The 20,807-nt window shown below is 39.6% G+C and carries 16 protein-coding genes and 1 other RNA gene; 8 read left to right on the top strand and 9 right to left on the bottom strand.

What is annotated here, in order from left to right:
• Positions 1-4: 4 nt before the first annotated feature.
• The gene (locus B3297_RS16695; RefSeq protein ID WP_286779166.1) at positions 5-1,081 is read left to right on the top strand and encodes an oxidoreductase; all 1,077 of its coding nucleotides are present in this window, start codon (positions 5-7) and stop codon (positions 1,079-1,081) included.
• Between the two features lie 15 nt (positions 1,082-1,096).
• Positions 1,097-2,287, top strand: a complete 1,191-nt coding sequence (locus B3297_RS16690; protein WP_070569927.1) for an NAD(P)/FAD-dependent oxidoreductase — start codon at positions 1,097-1,099, stop codon at positions 2,285-2,287.
• A 12-nt stretch (positions 2,288-2,299) separates the two neighbouring features.
• On the opposite strand, the gene B3297_RS16685 is transcribed toward B3297_RS16690, so the two are convergent.
• A complete protein-coding gene (locus B3297_RS16685; RefSeq protein ID WP_070569230.1) occupies positions 2,300-3,352 on the bottom strand; it encodes a helix-turn-helix transcriptional regulator in 1,053 nt (350 codons plus the stop codon).
• A gap of 151 nt (positions 3,353-3,503) precedes the next feature.
• Here B3297_RS16685 and rnpB point away from each other — a divergent pair.
• Positions 3,504-3,883, top strand: an RNA gene (gene rnpB, locus B3297_RS16680) — RNase P RNA component class A.
• 66 nt (positions 3,884-3,949) lie between these two features.
• Complete coding sequence (locus B3297_RS16675) at positions 3,950-5,341, top strand: sigma-54-dependent transcriptional regulator (protein ID WP_070569233.1); 1,392 nt, start codon at positions 3,950-3,952, stop codon at positions 5,339-5,341.
• Positions 5,342-5,500: 159 nt separating this feature from the next.
• Here B3297_RS16675 and B3297_RS16670 read toward each other — a convergent pair whose 3' ends face one another.
• The 4 genes from B3297_RS16670 to B3297_RS16655 form a co-directional block, all read right to left on the bottom strand.
• Positions 5,501-6,172 carry an HAD family hydrolase gene (locus B3297_RS16670; protein WP_070569236.1) on the bottom strand — a complete coding sequence of 224 codons (672 nt, stop codon included), beginning with the start codon at positions 6,170-6,172 and terminating at the stop codon, positions 5,501-5,503.
• Between the two features lie 73 nt (positions 6,173-6,245).
• The gene (locus B3297_RS16665; protein ID WP_286779165.1) at positions 6,246-8,147 is read right to left on the bottom strand and encodes a DUF3857 domain-containing protein; all 1,902 of its coding nucleotides are present in this window, start codon (positions 8,145-8,147) and stop codon (positions 6,246-6,248) included.
• On the bottom strand, positions 8,144-10,117 hold the full coding sequence (locus B3297_RS16660) for a transglutaminase domain-containing protein (protein WP_070569241.1): 1,974 nt from the start codon (positions 10,115-10,117) through the stop codon (positions 8,144-8,146). Before B3297_RS16660 ends, B3297_RS16665 begins: the two co-directional genes overlap by 4 nt.
• Before the next feature lie 65 nt (positions 10,118-10,182).
• A complete protein-coding gene (locus tag B3297_RS16655; protein WP_070569242.1) occupies positions 10,183-10,557 on the bottom strand; it encodes a hypothetical protein in 375 nt (124 codons plus the stop codon).
• Between the two features lie 477 nt (positions 10,558-11,034).
• On the opposite strand from B3297_RS16655, the gene B3297_RS16650 reads away from it, so the two are divergent.
• Together B3297_RS16650 and B3297_RS16645 are read left to right on the top strand one after the other, a co-directional pair.
• Positions 11,035-11,559: a hypothetical protein gene (locus B3297_RS16650; RefSeq protein ID WP_286779164.1), complete on the top strand. Its 525-nt coding sequence runs from the start codon at positions 11,035-11,037 to the stop codon at positions 11,557-11,559.
• Positions 11,560-11,662: 103 nt separating this feature from the next.
• Complete coding sequence (locus tag B3297_RS16645) at positions 11,663-12,562, top strand: OmpA/MotB family protein (protein ID WP_070569245.1); 900 nt, start codon at positions 11,663-11,665, stop codon at positions 12,560-12,562.
• A 53-nt stretch (positions 12,563-12,615) separates the two neighbouring features.
• Here B3297_RS16645 and B3297_RS16640 read toward each other — a convergent pair whose 3' ends face one another.
• The 3 genes from B3297_RS16640 to B3297_RS16630 form a co-directional block, all read right to left on the bottom strand.
• On the bottom strand, positions 12,616-13,248 hold the full coding sequence (locus B3297_RS16640) for a gluconate 2-dehydrogenase subunit 3 family protein (RefSeq protein ID WP_070569248.1): 633 nt from the start codon (positions 13,246-13,248) through the stop codon (positions 12,616-12,618).
• Between the two features lie 4 nt (positions 13,249-13,252).
• Entirely contained in the window at positions 13,253-14,989 is a 1,737-nt protein-coding gene (locus B3297_RS16635; protein ID WP_070569252.1) for a GMC family oxidoreductase, read from the bottom strand.
• A 288-nt stretch (positions 14,990-15,277) separates the two neighbouring features.
• Positions 15,278-16,873, bottom strand: a complete 1,596-nt coding sequence (locus B3297_RS16630) for an ABC-F family ATP-binding cassette domain-containing protein (protein WP_286779163.1) — start codon at positions 16,871-16,873, stop codon at positions 15,278-15,280.
• 228 nt (positions 16,874-17,101) lie between these two features.
• Between B3297_RS16630 and B3297_RS16625 the strand changes: the two genes are divergently transcribed.
• Together B3297_RS16625 and B3297_RS16620 are read left to right on the top strand one after the other, a co-directional pair.
• Positions 17,102-18,439, top strand: coding sequence for a sigma-54-dependent transcriptional regulator (locus B3297_RS16625; protein WP_112374412.1), 1,338 nt, complete (start codon positions 17,102-17,104; stop codon positions 18,437-18,439).
• Positions 18,436-20,181, top strand: a complete 1,746-nt coding sequence (locus B3297_RS16620; protein WP_286727720.1) for a sensor histidine kinase — start codon at positions 18,436-18,438, stop codon at positions 20,179-20,181. The genes B3297_RS16625 and B3297_RS16620 overlap by 4 nt, the downstream gene beginning before the upstream one ends.
• A gap of 99 nt (positions 20,182-20,280) precedes the next feature.
• Here B3297_RS16620 and yiaA read toward each other — a convergent pair whose 3' ends face one another.
• On the bottom strand, positions 20,281-20,748 hold the full coding sequence (gene yiaA, locus B3297_RS16615; protein ID WP_046675653.1) for an inner membrane protein YiaA: 468 nt from the start codon (positions 20,746-20,748) through the stop codon (positions 20,281-20,283).
• Between the last annotated feature and the right edge of the window lie 59 nt (positions 20,749-20,807).

Raw genomic sequence — 20,807 nt, 5'->3', positions numbered from 1 at the left:
TGCTATGAAAAAAATTCGCGTAGGACTTATTGGTTTTGGAATTTCAGGTCAGGTTTTTCACGCTCCCGTGATGCGTTCGATAGCTGAACTGGATCTTGTTAAAGTGACCGCCCGGAAAGCAGATCAGCAAAGTTTGCTAAAGGAACGCTATCCACAGGCAGCAATTGCTTTGTCGGCAGATGATATTTTTAATGATGCAACTATTGATTTAGTCGTGGTTGCGACTTCCAATGACATGCATTATCCTTTTGCAAAACGTGCTTTGGAAGCAGGGAAACACGTTATTGTCGAGAAACCATTTACGAACAATGTAGAGCAGGCCGATGAGCTTATCGCGCTGGCTAAGGAGAAAAATCTGATTTTGGCGCCTTATCACAATTTAAGATTCAACTCCGATTATCGAACGTTAAAGAAAGTGATTCAAAGTGGACGATTGGGAAGAATTGTAAATTTGGAAGCTAGGTTTGATCGTTTCCGCAATTACTTGAGACCAAATGCATGGCGTGAAGAGCATTTACCGGGTTCGGGGATATTCTACGACTTGGGCTCGCATCTTATCGATCAAACTTTACAATTGTTTGGAAGACCAGATGCTGTTTTTGCAGATTTAGCTATTCAACGGGATTATGCGAAAACCATTGACAATTTCGACTGCTTATTGTACTATAATGACTTACGGGTATCGCTGAAAGGGTCTATGCTTACAAAAGAACCTACACCTCGATATCGTGTCTTTGGCATGAACGGAAATTTTGTAAAATATGGTGTCGATCCACAGGAAGCTTTACTGCGCGATGGTAAATTTCCCGATGAAGATCCAACCTGGGGACAAGAAGATCCAAGTCTATACGGCAAGCTCAATATTGTTGAACAGGGGAATGATATTGAAGAAATGATTCCTTCTGAAATAGGTTCTTATCCTGATTTTTATCAGAACGTTGCGGATAGCATATTGGGAAAAACTACCTTGATCGCATCGGCGGAACAGGCGCGGGATGTCATTAAAATTATTGAATTGGGGTATCAGAGTCAATTGGAACGAAGAGTTGTTTCTGTTGAAAATACATTGATTGCTTATTAGAGTGTTGCTGTGAGTATACTATACGATGCCATCATTATTGGGGGGGGAGCCTGCGGATTGATGTGTGCAGCCCAAGCAGGGCTAATTGGGAAGAAGACCTTGGTCCTTGAAAGAAACGATAAGGTCGGTGCGAAGATCCTGATTTCCGGAGGTGGGCGCTGTAATTATACAAATATTGGTAGCAGTCCCGCTAATTTCATTTCTGAAAATCCAGATTTTTTGCACGGTATATTCAAACAATGGACCGTGGACGATACCATTACATTTTTTGAACAATATGGTATCGTGGGACATGAAAAAACACTGGGACAGTTGTTTCCAGAGACCAATAAAGCAAAAGATATCGTTGCTGTATTTTCTAAAATTTTATACGAGACAGGGCAGGATATAGCCTTGAATACCTTGGTCAAATCTGTAGAAAAAAACGATAATGGCTTTGTGGTAAAAGTAGAAAATGCAAAAGGTGAGTCCCGATACCATGCCCATAAAGTGGTTGTTTCTTCCGGTGGGCTTCCGGTGCAAAAGCTTGGGGCCTCAGACTTTGGAGTACGCTTAGCTAAACAATTTGGTTTGAATGTAGTCGGTACAGCGCCTGCATTAGTCCCTTTGACGATAACTGGAAAAGATGCGGATTGGTATAGTTCTCTGGCTGGAAATTCGGTGTTCTCGAAAGTGTCTGTTGCCGGAATGTCTTTTGAAGAGAATATTCTCTTTACACACTGGGGATTAAGCGGACCTGCAATTCTTCAAATATCAAGTTATTGGCGGCCTGGACAGGAGATTACGATTGATCTCTTGCCTAATTTTAATTTGGATAATCTGATTAAACAGGAGCGACAATACGGCGGAAAGCGACTTGTTTCACAATTGCTAAACGATTATTTCAGCAGGAAATTGGTCGACGCCCTTGGGAAATTTTTGGCCTTGGATACCAAAATCGCCTCACTGAGTAAAGCTGATGCGAAGTTGATTGTCGATACGATCCATCGTTTCAAGGTAAAACCTGCGGGAGATAAGGGGTATGATAAAGCTGAGGTCATGCGTGGAGGAGTTTCAACGGAAGAGCTTCACTCCAAAAGCTTAATGTCTAAAAAAGTTGAAGGCCTTTATTTCGGCGGGGAGACTGTTGATATTACAGGATGGCTTGGCGGCTATAATTTCCAATGGGCTTGGGCTAGTGGTTACGCCATCGCCCAAGATATTTAGGTGTGTGAGCTATTATTCATGTTGTGAATTTGATATCTTATCGACAGATTTCTCAGCATAGAGTTCTGTGGCAGCTGTCAAGCGCTGTTTTATTCTCGTTTGTAAATTTCTTGGCGAGAGTACTTTAATGGATTCGCCAAAACCTAAAATTTCTCTTTCCAGTTCAAAGTTAAGTACAACATCGATGCGAATTAAGATTGAGCCATCCTCCTTTTTGTCTAAAATCTGCTGTGAAGGATGTAAGGGTTTTGTTGCTACATAAGGTGCATTTTTTGCATTGACTTGCAATATCACCCGCTGGCCGCGGTCTTTTTGTGTCTTCGTTACGCCTATGGTATCCGAAAAGTAACGTTCGAAATCGACCCCTGTATATTCCTTGTATGAATTTTTGCCCATTTCCTCGATGGTATTGATTCGATCAAGCGCCAGCGTCATTAATCCTTCATTCTTTTTATGCTGACCAATTAGAAACCATCGATTCCGATATTCTTTTAAGAGATAAGGGGAGAAGACCAGATCCTGCTGTTGTGTTGCTTTGAACGATTGGTAGCTGATCAGGAGTGGTGTTTTTTCACGAATGGCTTGATGCAGCGGGCTGATAAAAGAAAGGCCTTTTAGCAGGTTGTTACTTTCCATTTGTATAATGGAAGGTGAATTGTCCTTTTTGGTATGGATGCTATCTTCAAGCCGTGCAACAATATCGCTCATTTCATCAAAACTGGAGAAACCGCTCACATGCTTAAGTACCTCTACTGCTTCCTTCATTTTTTGCATGTCACCGACGGAAATCGGTGAATTGCTAATGCTATAGTTGGGATCTTCATAGGTGTAGAATTTTCGGTGCAACACCACAATAGGCGCATTGTAGCCAAGTTTATTGCTACGCATGAGTTGAATATCACCTTGTATGGTACGTTTACTTATCCCATTTTTGATTCCTTCAAATTCATAAAGTGCATCGGAAACCTTTTCCATGAGATCTTCCAAGGTCCATTTACGATGTCGCAAGCGAAGGCAATGGTCAATCGTTTTATAACGTATGAGGGCTAGTTTATTGAGTGCCATGTTTTTTTTGTTAGATTGAAAATACAAAAATTCTCTTTATCTACGCAAGGTAATTGCGTAGATTTTTGTGCCTGTGGTGCTAAATGAATGGTCTTTTCGAAATTGAAAAGAAATTCGGGTTTATCCGAGTAAAATAGCTACTTTTGCGCAGAAGCAAACTGGTTCTATCGCTGCTCTTTTTTAAGAGGAGAGGAAAGTCCGGGCAACATAGAGCAACACGCTTCCTAACGGGAAGGCTGTTATGAAAATAGCAGACAGAAAGTGCCACAGAAAATATACCGCTTTTCGGAGTAAGGGTGAAAACGTAAGGTAAGAGCTTACGGTCTTGTATGGTGACATATATTACGGTAAACCTCGTGTGTTGAAAGACCAAATAGGTTGCGAAATTCGAAGGCTGCTCGTCTTCTTTCAATGTATTGGAATTCGTAATGGGTAGGTTGATTGAGTTTGTCAGCGATGGCAAATCTAGATAAATGATAGAAATTCCACTTCGGTGGTCTACAGAACCCGGCTTACAAGGTTTGCTTCTTTTTGCTAATTGCCAAAAAAAACTTATATTGATTCCCGTAATTGAAAAAATAGCATAACTCTCGATTTATGAGTACAATTTTAATCATTGATGATGAGCGCGCCATCAGAAGTTCGTTGCGTGATATCTTGGAATATGAAGATTATACGATTTTAGATGTCGACAATGGCCGGGATGGATTAGATATTTTAAAAAAGGAAAAAATAGATCTTGTTCTCTGCGATATCAAGATGAATACGATGGATGGGATGGAAGTTTTGGCGGAAGCACACCAAAGCAGCCCGGATATCCCTTTTATTATGATCTCAGGACATGGTACGATTGAAACAGCTGTTGAAGCGGCGAAAAAAGGAGCATTTGACTTTTTAGAAAAACCGCTGGACCTGAACAGATTATTGATCACCGTTCGGAATGCACTGGATAAAAGTTCCCTAGTCACCGAAACCAAAGTACTGAAACGAAAAGTTAGCAGTTCGAAAACTAAAGATATATTGGGTGAGTCTGGGGCAATCAAACGTATTAAAGAGACAATTGATCGCGTAGCACCGACAGAAGCGCGTGTATTGATAACTGGAGCAAATGGTTCGGGAAAGGAGCTTGTGGCACGTTGGCTGCATGAGAAATCGAATCGTGCGCAGGGACCGCTTATTGAAGTGAACTGTGCTGCGATACCTTCCGAATTAATCGAATCAGAATTATTTGGCCATGAAAAAGGATCCTTCACTTCAGCTATTAAACAGCGTATCGGAAAATTTGAACAAGCGAGTGGCGGAACATTGTTCTTGGATGAGATCGGAGACATGAGTCTATCCGCTCAAGCTAAAGTGTTAAGGGCGTTACAGGAACATAAAATCACCAGAGTGGGTGGCGATAAAGAAATTGACGTCAATGTCAGGGTAGTAGCCGCGACCAATAAAGATCTCTTGAAGGAAATTGAGGATGGCAATTTTAGAATGGACTTGTATCACCGCCTGTCGGTAATCTTGATTCATGTACCTGCTTTGATCGACCGTGTGGATGATATTCCCCTGCTTTCAACAAATTTTTGTGAAGAAATCTGTATGGAATATGGGATACCTGTGAAGGAAATTACGACTGCGGCCATGCGGGAATTGAGCCATCTTCCCTGGACAGGTAATATTCGGGAATTGCGCAATATGATTGAACGTTTAATTATTTTGAGTGATCGATCTATTACAGATAAAGATGTTGTCGCATTTGCTAATCCTTCTCGTGAACCGGTAAACGGTATAGCGCATGAAAAAGGCGCAACGAATTATGGTTTAGATATGGACTCCTTTGATTCGTTTCAAGATTATAAAGATCATGCGGAGAAAGAATTTATAAAATATAAATTGGAAAAAAATAATTGGAACGTCTCCAAGACGGCCGACGATTTAGATATTCAACGTAGCCATCTGTATAGTAAAATAGAGAAGTTTGGTCTAAAAAGAGATTAATCACTTCGTGAAAATTTAGTCTAGCAGCGGTGAACGAAAATTGCAGCTCGCTTGGGCAAACCGATAAAAAAAGAGATTCCTTAAGGAATCTCTTTTTTTATCGGTAGAGAGGAGACAGCTGAAGTCCTCGGGCTAAGTGTCGGCACACACTCAACCAAGTTATAATTCTTGTGTTTTTAAAATGGCCTTTACATTGGCAACAGATATTTCTGTATAATTATTTATATAATCATCACTTGCAGGCAATTCTTCTTTTTTATGGGTTGAAAGTACGGCAACAACTTTCATTTCGGCATTTTTCGCTGCGGTAATACCAGAAAAAGAATCTTCAAAAACAATACAGCGGTCAACAGGAATTTGCAGGTTTTCTGCAGATTTTAGGTAAACCTCAGGATGTGGCTTATGTAGTTTCACATCTTCGCTGCTCAGTGTGGACGAGAAGAGCTGGCGTATATTCAATTCGTCCAGAATTAAATCCATATTCTCTCGTGGAGCTGATGTCGCCACAGCAAGCTTAAAACCGTTATTCTTTAATTCTGTCAGAAATTCAATCAGGCCCTTAATAGGGGCAACGTGCTCTTTATAAATGACTCTAAAAAGCTGTTCTTTTTCAAATTCAAGGGTTCGCAGTTCCTCAGGGGATATCGGACGTTGAAAGAAATGTTGCATAATGTAACTATTATGCTTACCATACATATGCTGCTCAAATTCCTCTTCTGTCGCCTGTTGTACATTGTGGTTTTTAAAAAAAGCTCTAAAAGCTTCCGCATGGAAAGGGTTGGTGTGGCTGATAACACCGTCCATGTCAAAGATTGCTGCGTATTCTGTCATTGAGCTAATATACAATAATTGCCTTATTTGATCGATTTTACTCCTTCATATTCTGGTAAATATTTTCTTCCGACTAGAGAAAGCTTAGATTAAAGCGTCCCTTGTCGCAGCTGCTTACCTCACTATGAAATTGGAAAAAGTCTTCATAAGTACTGGCAGGATAACTGCCTTCAAAAAGTTCCAGTTTTCTGTAGGTGAACAGTTTATTGTCTTTTATTTCTGACCTAAATTCATATTTTCCAAATGGTTTCTCAATAATTTTCTTCTCAGAAGTTATGTTTTTGAGCATATTTTCTGGAAGGGCAATGCTAATGCTATCGATATCGGCGTAGCCTCTTTCAATGAAAATATCTTCCGTTCTATTTCTACTTTCGGCAATGCTGGAATGTGTATTGAATAAATTAGGCTGGATCAAAAGTTTATTACCATTTTTCACCGCATAGTTTTTAATAAAAATATTCAGGTTCTCCTCGATAAATGGATTTTCCTCCTTATGTTCAATATAGTTTACCTGATTAAAATTGATATTGTCTATATTATAGTATTCCGTGAGGAGCTTATTCTTATCATTATTGCTGGCTAAAAGCACGTCCATATGGTTCTCATATTGGGCTCCGTAGAATTTGGTGTTTAAGGTCCCCTGGATGCTTCCGTCTTCCGAAAGTTTTAGGTCGGCATAGCGCAATTGAAGGTTGGTGGAGTTAATGTATTTCGGTGTATGCATGATAACTCCGCCATTTTCGGTACAGGCAACGACATCTCTATCGTCGGTAAAGTCGCTAAGAAAACCAAATGGAAGATTTTGGCTCGTGCATTCCAGCCAGGTCGTATCATTTTTGAATGGAATACATAGAATGACGTGATTACCGTCCTGGGCATTTGCAAAGGTTTTGTGGAAACTTTCTTTGCGTCTGCCTGCTTCGACAATACAGTAATAGGAAGGGATATTGACGGCCGACAACATGCTTCGCATGTAATTGGCCAGTGCTTTACAATCACCATAACCTAAGCGGTCAACCTCAGAAGCGGGAAAGGGCTCCAAGCCCCCGATACCGATTTGGATACTGATGTAACGTGTGTTTTTTTGTAAGTAATTGTATAGAATCTTTGCTTTGTCCTTATCTGAGCTTGCGTCTTTTGTTAATGCAATAAATTTTTGTTTAGACGCTTCCGTCAAATCGTCTTTTTTGTTCAATAGGCTGTTGGATACCCATTGGCCAAATTCTTTCCAGTCCCCGAAATTTCCTGTCTTACCATAATAAATAAAATTTTTGGGAACGATGAGTACGTTTGTTCTTTTCAGGCTAGGATTGGGGCTATAAGATTCCTCTTTTTTTGCCGCGATCTGTTCAGCATTCCATGTTTTACTTTCCGTTTTGTCATTTTTCTCTTCTTTGATACTTCCTTTATAATTCGTTGTTTCAATTCGACATTCTGTGCCTATTGGAGCAATAAATTGAAAGCTGCTTTTTTCTACAGATACATTATTGGACACTTCAGGAGTCCAAGATGGAATGATCAAGTTTTGTTTACTCCTAACCTCGTATTGGTATTCGACGGTATAGGGATAGCTATGGTAGTCAGGTACAAATAGTTTTACCCGGGAATCGGCAAACATCGTACTATTGTCCACAGCGCTAATATCTTTGAAATCTTTCGTTGCAATTTTCTTTTGCAATATTCCCATTTCATTATAGATAGCCCCTTTAAGACTCTTGATCTCGGTAGATTTATTATAATATACTGGGAGCGTGGCATACCGGTCTCCATTTTTATTATACACTGTTATGGCACAGGTTATGGTGGTGATGACTTGTTCGGGAGATTTTATTTCTACCACCGTTTTATCATTGCGCACCGTAGCGACAGCCCTGCTCTTTAATGTACTTGGAATATTGGCGACGTCGTAGTTATCTTGCCCAATTGCGAGGATCGGAAGCAGGAAGTATAGTAAGTTGATGAATACGATTTTCATTTTTTACCGATTAATTTTATGTCTAGCTTTTGTTGTTGAATAATACGTGAATACAATTCTTTGAGCGAAAAATACTCATCGACTGAAAAGATGGGTTTGTTGAAAGCGAGGCTCTGTAGTATTTCAAGTTGATTGCCATTGACCTGCGTTACATATCTATATTTTGCAGTTGACTCCGGGAGTGCTAACGATGCATTCTGAGGCTTCTCAGCAATTTCATAATGATCAGGAATGGTCAATTTAACGGAGTACAATGTTTTGGATTTAAAACCCATATCAACCGGATAAGTTCTTTCCTGTGCTTTAAAGGGGTTGTAGGAAATCCTGTCAATAATATTTGGAGCCAATACGAGTATGTCTTGTTCCATTTGTTTGGAGACATCTAGGATAACATCAAATTCTTCTATCAATAGTTGATCGATATCCTCCAGGTTTTGAATACTTGATTTTGTTAACGTGATATTGGGCATTTCTTCGTCTAGTTTTTCCCAGTATTCCTCCAAAGAGTTGAATTTGGCAATATGTTGCCGCTTTAGGAGTGCTTTGTTACCGCTACTGCTTATGGTGAGTTTTCCCTTGATTTTAAATTGGTCATTCAGAGCCCCTTCCAAGATATAGTTTACATCGGAAGATTCTTGAGCCGTAAGTGGAAACCAATCGGAACTTTTTTTGGAGTAGATGATTCTTCCCCGTTCATTTAAGCATTGTAAAGGGAGCTGTCCAAAAGGTAAATATAAATTGGAGGCATCGAGTTTATACTTTACACCGTCTATATCCACGCAAGCGATGACGTAATCAAAGTCCGATAATACCGGGAATAGGCCATTGGGTGTACCATTTCGACGTGTTGATAAAATAATAGGATAGGCTTCCAGATCTGCCGCCAATAAAGCAGTTACCAGTGCTAAATTGATGTCGCCAATATTCCCGGTTCGTTTTTCCAGTGCTTTTTCAATACCAGTTTCAGCATATTTACCTAAATAATTATTCCATTTTATTTGTTTGTTGATATAGTTATATATCTTTTTTGCTTTTTCTAATTTGGTGTCAGTGGGCGATAGAATTGTTGCTAAATTGGCTTTGAATAAGTCTGTTTTTTTTAATTGACCTCCAAAAGTCTTTTCATTCATGAGGTCTGTATCGACGTCCTTCCAGGTTTTGCTAAATGTCTTCTTACTGCCTGTGCTCGGATAAAAGATCGATTCAAGCTCATAATAGATCGCAGATTTGAAATTGGTTGGCGAAGTCATGTAATCCTCTTCCATAAATGCCGGAATGTTCTTCATGGTATAGGTCAATTTTGAACAATCCATTCGCAACCCATCCAGGAAAATAAATTCTTTCAGTGCTTCGGCTTTTTGATCGGTAAGCTTGTAGGGGCCGCGTAAAACTACATTGTAGGCGAAGGAAGCGGGAATAATTGCGATATATTGGCTTTGAATTTTGGGGATATCATCTTGGAATTCCCATGTCTTGAAATTAAATAAATCCTGCTCCAGCGTCCGATAAGACACTTCAATAATAGATCCTTCTTTAATATTCGGAAGGGTGAACTTATTAAGATCCAGATAGGCTGAGTAATTTTCCTTGAAAACTTTTTTATTTTCAAGCTCTGTTTTCTCGATCCTACCATTTTCTAAATTATACGTAACAGCCTTTAGTTCGTCAAAATAGTCACGGACGTAACTCCCGCGTTTATACGAAGGAATTTCAAAATTAGCTTTTTTAAACCCTTCTTTGTTATTGATCCGGATAATTACATGGTATTCATGTTGAAGTTTTACGCGATTATCATAATCATCAACAAAGACAGAGCTCCGTCCAAACTCATTGAGCACGATTGCATTGGCATTGCTATCCAGATCTGTTCGTGAAAAATCTGAAATAGAAACTTTACCAAAGTCAAAAGTCTGGGCTATACTATTTGTATAAATAGAAAATATTAAAAATAGCGTTAAAAACTGGCGCATAACTATAGGTGTAATAATTCACGAATATAAGTTTTTAGCCAAAATTAAACGATACTTCCGGATAATTATTTATCTAGTTGCAAAAGATTATTAATGATTTCGGTGATGTTATCGACCTCTTCACCATCTTCCAGCATAGAGAATGCAAGATAGGTGGCGTAGATTTCAGGACTGAATTTTACGTGCTTATCAGCGATAAACCGGTCGATCTGTTCTTCATTGCATTCAAAATGAATACTTTGTAATTCATTGAAAAGATTGGTTGAGATGGTCTGATGATTTTCACCACAGGCAAATCCTGCAATAATATGGAATAGAAACTTATCGGTTATTTCGTCATCTTCCTTTTTAAACATAGCACGAATATGCTTATAATCGAATTTAGTTTTTGCGCTATTCACAATAGTGTCCCAAATCTGATACTCTGCTTTAGTTTCCATAGCTCGCTTTAAATTTATATTGGTATAAGCAATATAGCAAAAATAATTTGATTTTTGGCAAGGATAATGAAACTTAGTGGTCTATTCAAATAACCGCAATTAGCGGTCTATCTGTAGGCATAAAATTCAGCAGATCCTCAGGTAAAGGAGGGGATATCGATTATGATGAAGAGCTTATGCCTGCAATAAGGTGTAAACTATTTCCCCTAAAAAGCAGCCTAATATCACACCAAATAGAATTGACAAAATCACCTTTAACCAGACTGGGCTTGTTTCTAAAATCAGTTTCATGGAGCAAAATTGCTTTAAAAATATACTTTAATAAAGACTTTTCTCTTTTTTAAGGCTAGCTGTGGCGATACGATGACATGAATTTTGGCCTTTATGGTATGATAATTGAAAATTAATAGTTGGATTCGATTTTTTTAGTAATTTAAGTCGGAAATTGAAATTGTTGAAATAGCCTGATTTATAATTATGATAACACGAATAGTATTGACAATTGTTCTATTCACTTTAACAAAAGTTGGGCTTGGCCAGCAGGTGAATATGGAGAAAATTCGAAAAGAATATGCGGAGGCCGTGAAGGACGAGGATCTGTGTGAACATAATTTGGAGGCATTGACCGAAGGGGCCAAATCGCCGACAGAGAAAGCCTATCTAGCCGCCTATCAAATACTGTTAGCGAAACATATCGGCAATCCATTTAAGAAAGTTGGGCAATTCAAAGAGGGGAAAAAGCATTTGGAAGAAGTGATTAAGGAAAATCCAAATCATATTGAAGCACGGTTTATACGTTGGAGCGTACAGGTGCATGCGCCTTCTTTTTTGGGCTACAACAATAATATCCTTGAGGATAAAAATTTCCTGGTTAAAAACCTTTATAAATTACCCAGTGAAGAGGCTAAATCCATTATTTATAATTATCTCAAAGGCGCCAATCCTTATCTTAAAGGTGGGCAAGTATTTAGCGCTACAGAGTTGAAGGAGCTAGCCCAATAGGACGTTAAAGGTTGTTAATTTGACAAGACTGTGGGGTATTTTGGCTAGAATATTGCGTATCTTGCTATATGAATTAGTTCAACATCTACAAAAAGAGTATATCATGAAGAATTTAGTTTTTCCAATGACTGTATTAACGGCCAGTTTGTTTGTTGTCGGATGTGGTGTCAGCAAAAAGCAATATGCTGGTTTACAGTCCGACTATAGTAAATTGCAAACGGAGCACAGTCAATTGACCAAGCAATATCAGGATGGACAACTTCAATTAGCTGAAGGCCGGACGCGGATCAAGAGCTTAGAAGATCAGTTGGCTTCTGAACGTCAAAATAATGCGGACCTCCGATCTGCTTATGCTGCTTTGCAGAAATCGCTCGATAACAGTATTAATCAGAATTCACAGGGAAATATTAATATTTCTAAGCTGGTTGATGAAATTAACGCTTCAAATAAATACATTAAGCATCTCGTTGAGACGAAAAACAAATCCGATTCCTTGAATCTGGTATTGACCAATAATTTGACAAGATCACTTAGCCGTGAGGAACTGCAGGAAGTTGATGTACAGGTATTAAAAGGGGTCGTTTATATCTCACTTGCTGATAACATGCTTTACAAATCCGGTAGCTATGAAATTAATGATAGGGCCGATCAGACGTTAAGCAAAATTGCGAAAATTATCCAGGATTATAGAGATTATGAAGTTTTGATTGAAGGTAATACCGATACGGATCCAATTTCTAAACCTAATATTCGGAATAACTGGGATCTAAGTACCCTGAGAGCCTCTTCTGTGGTACAGGCTTTACAAAATAAATATGGTGTGGATCCGAAGCGCTTAACTGCGGGTGGTAGAGGAGAATATAATCCAATTGCAGATAATACGACCGCGCTAGGTAAGCAACGGAATAGAAGAACGCAGATTATCATCACACCTAAATTGGATCAATTTATGGAGTTGATTGATAAGGCTCCGGAAGCTACCGAGTTACCATCGGGACAATAGATTTTAATTGGGTAAATAAAAAAATCCTTTCCATTTTGGAAAGGATTTTTTTATTATCCAAAGAATTTAGTTGGGTCAAAACCGTGCCCTTTCAACACATCATCTGGTACACCATTCCAGACTCCAGGTTTATTTCCGGCATAGCCAATATCTTTTACACCCATTTCACTGGTGTAAAATCCTGAAGAAGTCAGGTTGCGCATCAATGAAAAGAAGGCGGCACCTTGTTTCATTTCCGGTCTTGCCAAATCAGGGTAGGCGATATCATCCACCAATGCAAGTTGATCTTTTGCGCTACATTTGATAAATACTGTTCCGTAACGCTTTTTGGACTGTAGGTCGAGCCAACGAAGTCCGCCGCGCATCGGGATTTTATTATCAGGCAAATCTTTTACGATAAATTCGATAAAATCGGGGACTCCCGCTTCCGAAGCGCTTCCTGAAATGTTATCCTTAGGAATAATAATGTCAGCCAAAACAGTGATTGTCGCCATTTCATGTTCGTCGAAAAACTTTTCGGCGTATAATTGTTCCGTGCGTTCGTATTCAAAATCCTGGACTCCAGGTAATTTTTTGCTATTGTCTGCTGCTGCATTTTTAGCATCTTTTGAATTGCAGGCTGCGGTTAAAAGACCAGATCCAGCTGCAATTAATCCTAATGCTCTTAAAGATTCTCTTCTATTCATGCTTTTAACCGTTTAATTTTTTCTTTTCTTGAAGTATATATTCTGCTGTTCGCATCGATAAAGCGAGTATTGTCCAGGTCAGGTTTTTGTCACCTTGTTGAACAAATGGTCCCGCATCGACGACATAGAGATTTTTACAATCGTGGGCTTGTCCCCATTTGTTCAATACGGAGGTTTTAGGGTCATTTCCCATTCTTGTGGTACCGCCTTCATGAATAATTTTTCCGGGAGCTTCTAGGCCGTACAATGTATCTGCTCCGGGTATTTTAGAAGTGATGACAGCGCCCATTTCGTGCATAATAGACTGAAATGTCTCTTGCATGTGCTTGGCTTGCGCGATTTCTTCATTGGCCCATTTGTAGTTGAAACGTAGTACAGGAATTCCGAATTTGTCGACTTTATCGGGGTCAATTTCACAATAATTGTCTTTTCTTGCCAATGCCGTTCCGCGTCCTGCCATGCCGACATTTGCACCATAATAGCTGCGGAAATCTTCTTTTAATGCAGTACCATAACCGCCTTTGGCCTTTGACTTTCCAGCTGAATTTTTTGCATGGTCATTTACTTTCGGTACCCAATTCAAAAATCCATAAGATGGCATATGTAAACCACCGCCGTATTCGATGTGGTAACCTCTAGGGAAGTTCAATTTGGCATTATCTTCCCACCATGGTGAATAAATATGGACACTTCCAACGCCATCTTCATTATAACGCTTCCGGTCGAGTAGCTGTGGTAAAAAGCCCGATAAGCTGGCTCCCGTAGAATCGTGGAGATATTTTCCGACTAAACCGCTGCTATTACCAACACCACCAGGATGTGATTTTGATTTGGAGTTTAACATGATCCGCGCACTTTCACAGGCACTAGCACCCAAAATAACGGTTTTCCCCTTAACGGTATATTCCTGCAAATCCTTGGTGTTAACATAAGAAACACCAACTGCAATTCCTTCATCATTTGTAATGACTTCTCTTACCATTGCATTGTCTATCACCTTCAGGTTACCCGTTTTCATCGCTGGAATAACCAGACAAGATGAAGAGGAAAAGTCTCCATAAACTTTACATGCACGACCACATTGCCCACAGTAGAAACAGGTACCTCGATCTTTAATATCTTTTGATACTTCGGTTAATACCGCCCCTCTTCCGGGAATCACTGGAACTCCAGCTTTTTTTGCACCTTTTGCAATATATAGTTCGTTTAAGCGTGGCTTAGGTGGTTTCATAAAAATACCATCGGGTTCGTTATGAATACCTTCTGCCGTGCCATATATTCCGATCATTCGATCTACACGGTCATAAAATGGCTTAACCTCTTCATAAGTAATAGGCCATTCATCCGTTACTCCATCCTTTGGCTTGAAATCGTCAGGTCCCATACGCAATGAAATTCGACCCCAGTGGTTGGTTCTGCCGCCCAGCATGCGTGCTCTAAACCATTCAAATTCAGTTCCCGCTACTTTGCTGTAGGGTTCGCCTTCGATTTGCCAACCACCAAAGGCTGCGTCAAAATCCCCGAATGGTCTTGTGGTACCCGCACCTCTTCTTGGGGATTCCCAAGGCCAGCGTAGTTGTAACGAATCTTTTGCTGGGTCATAAAAAGGACCTGCTTCCAGCATCAATACTTTAAGCCCCGCATGTGCAAGTATATAACCTGCCATACCACCACCTGCGCCGGAACCAACTACGATGGCGTCAAATAATTCGGGATTTTCTTTAATTTGATAATCTGACATAATTAAATGAAGTAATTAATTGAGAGGCCTGTGCGATACATTTGCCTGAAGGCTTACTATGTAAATGTGGAGGTTCAATTAATTTAATGGTTATTGTTTCATGTTTAAAATCATCGTGAATATATCGATAAAAATTTGTTTTTTTTAATTTAATTTATCGATTTAGCAGATTTTAAATAAAGAATATGGGATTGTTACAAAAAATACCCTGTTTTATTAAAATTTTATGGCGAGCGATACTTAAATATTCCGTGTATTTCGTTGCAGCGAAATACACGGCGTTATCTTTTAGAGGTTTTTTAATTTGATGACTTTGTTTATATGGATTTCTTGTAGAAACACTTCATCGTGTGAAATGACGAGTAGGGTACCTTTATAAAGCTGAATCGCTCTGGTTAGCATCAGTATATTTTGAAGATCTATATTGTTTGTAGGCTCATCAAGGATAATCAAATCGGGAGACTGTTGCTGGATGGTGAGACAGCATACTATCAGACGCATTTTTTCACCGCCACTCAATAGTTGGCAGGGCTTGTCCCAATCGTCTTTTTCAAATAAGAACCGATTGAGTCTAATTTTGATTTCATGTTCAGGTAGCGCGGCGGTATTGAATTGCTGCGCTTGCTCATAAATACTTAAATGTGGAGATAAGATGGAATACGTCTGATCTAAATAGATTGCGCGAAATGATTGCCGCTCAATTTTTCCTTGTTCAGGCATTAGTTGGTTGAGAAGGAGTTTAACTAATGTTGTTTTCCCAGATCCGTTCGGGCCTTGGAGTGCGATACGATCCCCACTGAATAATTGAACGTTTATATTATCTTTCCAAAGCTGTTTTGCGCCATAGCTGAAATTGATGTTTTCGGCCTTGATCATACTTTTTCCTGTTGGAAAATTACTGTTTCCCAAATCTATTTTAATTTCATCCAATGCGGATTGTGAACCACGAAGTTCCTGTAGATCCGATCTGATATCTCCAATTTTGTCCTGGTGTACATTTTTAATTTTGGCGGTACTCTTTTCAGCATTATTACGTAGCGTATTCATCATTATGCGAGCTACACCTGCCTTCTCCTGCTTTTTTTGACCACGGTTGTTTAGTCTGTTTTGGCGCTCGATTGTTTCTCTTTCTTTCTCTTTTGCGATTTTGATCGCTCTTTCCTTGTGGTGGATATCGTGTTGCAACGCATGGCGTTCGATCTCCTTTTGAGCCTCGTAAAAGGTATAATTACCCCCATATCGCTTGATGCCATTTGGGGCCATTTCAGCCATGTCATCCAGTAAATTAAGCAGGGTTCTATCGTGGCTGACAACGACTATAGTGTTTTTGCTTGATTGAATCCAATCGTATAGTTGTGTTCTGCTGTCCATATCCAAATGGTTGCTCGGTTCATCAAGAAGAATAAGCTCGGATCGATGAATCTGGATTCCGGACAATAAAACTTTCGTTTTTTGTCCACCACTAAGGGAAGACATTTGCTGAGCCAATTGTATGTTGGGCAGATCCCATTGTTTGAAAGCCTCTTGGCAACGTTCTTCCAAAGCCCAGTCATCTTGAAGTCTATTGAAATTTTCCTCAGACGCATCACCGGCCAATATGGCATAAAGAGCATTCAATTTTTTATCGATTCTAAGTGCTTCAGCCACCGTCTTATGCTCGAATTGTCCAACAACCTGAGGGACATAATAGGTGCTAGCGCTATTATGTATGCTCCCACTGGTCGGCGATAATTCTTTGGCAATCAGTTGTAGTGCCGTTGATTTTCCAACGCCGTTATGACCGATCAGTGCGATTTTCTCTTGCGCGTTTATGTGCAGATTTATGTTCTCAAACAATAAATCTTTATTTGGATGTATATAGGAAAGTTGTTGTAATGAAAGCATGTTGAAATTCTTTAAATGTTAGAAAAGACCATTTGTACGGGTATCGTCAATGGATGGTATTTATTTCGTTCTAAAGAATTTTAATCTTACATGCAGTTTTAACGATGTTGAGCGCTACAAATATAGCGTTTTTATTTTGATGTCGGGAAATTTTTTGAGGAATAGTCAAATTGTTTATTTTTCTACTATTTGCTTGGGACAAATTGTACTTTTGAAAAAACGAATATTGTGAATAGAGTTCTCCTTATAGATGACGAAGAGAAGCTTCGGAAATTGCTGGCCAAAATTATTAGCCTGGAAGGTTTTGATGTGATCGAGGCTGCTGACATTAAATCGGGGTTAAAAAAGCTTGAAGTCAGTGATGTAGATGTTGTACTTTGTGATGTGAAGCTACCTGATGGTAATGGAGTTGAAACGGCTAAATTAATTAAAGAGCGGTATCCAATTGTAGAGATTATCTTATTGACGGCATACGGGAATATTCCGGATGGCGTTCGGGCGATAAAAAATGGTGCTTTTGAATACATTACGAAAGGAGATGACAATAATCGCATTATACCGTTGCTTTATAAAGCCTGTGAAAAGGTTGCATTAGCTAGAAGGGTGGAGCAGTTAGAAAAACGATTAGGCGACCGACTTTCTTTTGATAAGATTATTGGGAAATCCAGTGCAATAAAAGCGGCCATCGGCATGGCACAAAAAGTTGCTGTTACAAATACAACGGTCTTGCTAACGGGCGAGACCGGCACAGGTAAGGAGGTTTTTGCACAGGCAATCCATCAGGCGAGTTCAAGAAGAGATCGTAGTTTTGTGGCGATTAATTGTGCCGCATTTACAAAAGATTTGCTGGAAAATGAGTTGTTTGGCCATAAATCCGGTGCTTTCACTGGTGCGACTAAGGATCAACGTGGTTTGTTTGAAGAAGCGCATTTGGGGACTATTTTTCTGGATGAAGTCGGGGAGATGGCTTTGGAACTTCAAGCTAAAATTCTTCGTGTTTTGGAAACTGGCGAGTTTTTAAAAGTTGGGGACTCCAAACCAACGAAAGTGGATGTGCGCATCATAGCAGCAACCAACAGAAATCTCGAAACCGAAATTGCATCAGACCATTTCAGGAGTGATCTATTTTATAGGCTTTCTGTTTTCACGATTGAATTACCGCCATTGCGCGAGCGCATTGAAGATATAGCGACATTGGCGCAATACTACGCTGATATCTTTGCTTTAAAATCCAACTTGAAACCGTTGCAGATGACCCCTGAGTTTGTGCAGGCTTTGGAAGGCAACTTATGGCGGGGAAATATCCGTGAACTGAAAAATGTGATTGAACGCAGTGTGATTTTGAGTGAGGGTGGCGTATTAGGTGTGGAGAGCCTTCCTTTTGGTGAACGTGAGTATAGGGAAGGGGCAAACGTCTTGTCAAACTTTGCAATGTCCAACATGGAGAGGCAGCATATACAACGTGTATTAAAACATACGAATGGAAATAAAGCTGAAGCAGCTCGATTGTTAGAAATCGGCATCGCTACTTTGTATCGAAAAATTGAAGAATATCGAATCCAATGAAACTTAAAGCAAAGCTGACATTCGGGGTAGGATTTTTATTTTCTATGATCTTGCTGCTTGCGATAGTGAGTGGGTATTATGTTTATCGATTAAAAAAAGATACCAATAATATTTTAGTCGACAATTATAATACGCTGCATTATTCCAGAAATATGTTGCTGGCTTTGGAAGACCTTCATACGAATGGGAAGAGCATGGCGCTATTTGAAGATAATTTAAGACTCCAGAAGCGCAATGTAACCGAGCCTGGAGAACGGGCGGTGACCGGACGTATAGATCAACACTTTTTGAGTTTAAAGAAACAGGTGAAAGATGCAACAATTGCTGCTGACCTGCACAAAGATATATTTCAGTTAATGTATCTTAATATGCAGGCGATTGAACACAAAAATAATATTGCCAATGCAACAGCTGAAAAAGCAATTTTGGCCATCTCCATTGTAGGTGCGCTTTGTTTTATGATGGCATTTGTATTGCTTGTGAACCTCCCTCTAGCCATTGCTGGCCCAATTGTACAATTAACTGATAGTATTAAACAAATTGCTGCTGGGAACTATAAAAGGAGACTTCACTTTAAGCGAAAGGATGAATTTGGAGAAGTGGCGCATTCGTTCAATACAATGGCTCAAAAGCTCGAGGAATATACAGAAAGTAAATTGGGTAAGATCTTGCAGCATAAAAAGAGAATTGAAGCGCTTATTGATAATATGCATGATGCCGTTATAGGGATAGATGAGGAAAAAAGAGTGCTTTTTGCAAATGAACCCGCTTGTTTGCTCTCGGGGTTAAAACACGCAGAATTTGAAGGGCAAAAATTAGCGGAAATAGCATCTTCCAATGATTTACTTAATAAGCTTCTCGATAAGATTGACTCTTTAAATCAGAAATCTGAGCGTCTGGATTTAGTTCAGATCTTTGCCTATGGAAAAGATAACTACTTTGAACTGGAGGTTATCGACATTAATGTTGTACCAACGGGAGAGGAGAGTTCGCAGTTTATTGGACAATTTATTTTGTTGAAGAACGTGACAAGTTTTAAGGAACGTGATGTCGCAAAAACAAATTTTATTGGAACGGTATCTCATGAACTGAAGACTCCAATCGCATCAATACGCATGGGGATCCAATTGCTCGAGAATAAGCGGATTGGAGCGTTGAATGAAGAACAAAAAGACTTGCTTGAAGGAATTGCTGATGATACAGAGCGACTTCTGAAAATTACGGGAGAACTTTTGGATATTGCACAAGTGGAGAGTGGTACCATTCAGATGAAGCTGAATCCGGCGACAATCGGACCGATTATAGATTATGCCCTGTTAGCCAATCGTTCAATGCTTGACCAAAAGAAAATTCGACTACAGGTTGAACTGGAAGAGGAACTGCCGATGGTTTTTATTGATAACGAGAAGACCGCATGGGTATTGACGAATCTACTGTCCAATGCAATTCGTTATTCCGATGAAGGGGGGGCGATTTGTCTTGCTGTCAAAAGAATGGGCGCCAGGGTGCTTTTGCGTGTTGAAGATCAGGGGCAAGGAATCCCGGTACAATATTTAGCGAAGATTTTTGATCGGTATTTCCGTGTTCCGGGGGGTACAAAGGAAGGAACAGGCTTGGGGTTAAGCATAAGCAAGGAATTTATCGAAAGCATGGGGGGAGAGATTGATGTGCAAAGTGTTTTTGGTACTGGAAGTGCATTTTTCGTTTACCTTCCTATTGCACCGCTTAAACAATCCACTTAAAAAAAGGAAGAGCTCCATGAGAAGCTCTTCCTTTTTTGCTTTACGAGAGATTGAAAGATCCTGCAGCTTGCTACGCAGAGGCTGCAGGATCGGCACCCGCTAAAGTTTTATTTCATTGTCATCGATAAGTTTTGCATCACGTGTATTTTTTTGTACTGCGATAGCTGAAAAAATACTCAATGAGAAGGACATTGCATAGAATCCTTTTTCACTTAACAGCAGATCCGCGTTCCATAGGCCTACAGTTAATAGCACGACCGCAGCAATTGTTGCAAACCAGCTTAAACCATAGTACAATTCGGTAACAGCTAGTCCTTCTGCTTTATCTCTTACACTTTTTTGAACGGAGATAACCGCAAATAGCGCAAATAGTAAAATTGTAAAATAATACCCTTTTTCATTTAATGCCATTGTTGCATTCCATAAACCTACACAATAGCCAACGGTACCAACCAATAATGCAGTCCAGGAGGCTCCGATAAATGCTCCTGTTGGTTTAAATGGGTTTCTTTTGTCTAAATTTCTTTCAGCCTTTTTTTCTTCAATCATGTTTTTTAGCGGTTCCATAATTTTCTTGTTTTAGTTTTAATTTGTTGTTGTTTTATGATTCAAATATCGATAGGAAC

It is taken from the genome of Sphingobacterium sp. UBA3519 (genome assembly GCF_002377215.1).
In the GTDB taxonomy this organism is placed as follows: domain Bacteria; phylum Bacteroidota; class Bacteroidia; order Sphingobacteriales; family Sphingobacteriaceae; genus Sphingobacterium; species Sphingobacterium multivorum.
The sequence above is the reverse complement of the archived record's forward strand: the minus strand, read 5'-3'. Positions and strand labels throughout refer to the sequence as shown.

Bases quoted from the DNA above. Each gene is read 5' to 3' on its own strand.
- B3297_RS16685 (WP_070569230.1), bottom strand. From the start codon at position 3,352: ATGGCACTCAATAAACTAGCCCTCATACGTTATAAAACGATTGACCAT.
- B3297_RS16640 (WP_070569248.1), bottom strand. From the start codon at position 13,248: ATGAATAGAAGAGAATCTTTAAGAGCATTAGGATTAATTGCAGCTGGA.
- B3297_RS16655 (WP_070569242.1), bottom strand. From the start codon at position 10,557: ATGGAAACTAAAGCAGAGTATCAGATTTGGGACACTATTGTGAATAGC.
- B3297_RS16630 (WP_286779163.1), bottom strand. From the start codon at position 16,873: ATGCTTTCATTACAACAACTTTCCTATATACATCCAAATAAAGATTTA.
- B3297_RS16665 (WP_286779165.1), bottom strand. From the start codon at position 8,147: ATGAAAATCGTATTCATCAACTTACTATACTTCCTGCTTCCGATCCTC.
- yiaA (WP_046675653.1), bottom strand. From the start codon at position 20,748: ATGGAACCGCTAAAAAACATGATTGAAGAAAAAAAGGCTGAAAGAAAT.
- B3297_RS16645 (WP_070569245.1), top strand. From the start codon at position 11,663: ATGAAGAATTTAGTTTTTCCAATGACTGTATTAACGGCCAGTTTGTTT.
- B3297_RS16660 (WP_070569241.1), bottom strand. From the start codon at position 10,117: ATGCGCCAGTTTTTAACGCTATTTTTAATATTTTCTATTTATACAAAT.
- B3297_RS16670 (WP_070569236.1), bottom strand. From the start codon at position 6,172: ATGACAGAATACGCAGCAATCTTTGACATGGACGGTGTTATCAGCCAC.
- B3297_RS16650 (WP_286779164.1), top strand. From the start codon at position 11,035: ATGATAACACGAATAGTATTGACAATTGTTCTATTCACTTTAACAAAA.
- B3297_RS16620 (WP_286727720.1), top strand. From the start codon at position 18,436: ATGAAACTTAAAGCAAAGCTGACATTCGGGGTAGGATTTTTATTTTCT.
- B3297_RS16695 (WP_286779166.1), top strand. From the start codon at position 5: ATGAAAAAAATTCGCGTAGGACTTATTGGTTTTGGAATTTCAGGTCAG.
- B3297_RS16675 (WP_070569233.1), top strand. From the start codon at position 3,950: ATGAGTACAATTTTAATCATTGATGATGAGCGCGCCATCAGAAGTTCG.
- B3297_RS16635 (WP_070569252.1), bottom strand. From the start codon at position 14,989: ATGTCAGATTATCAAATTAAAGAAAATCCCGAATTATTTGACGCCATC.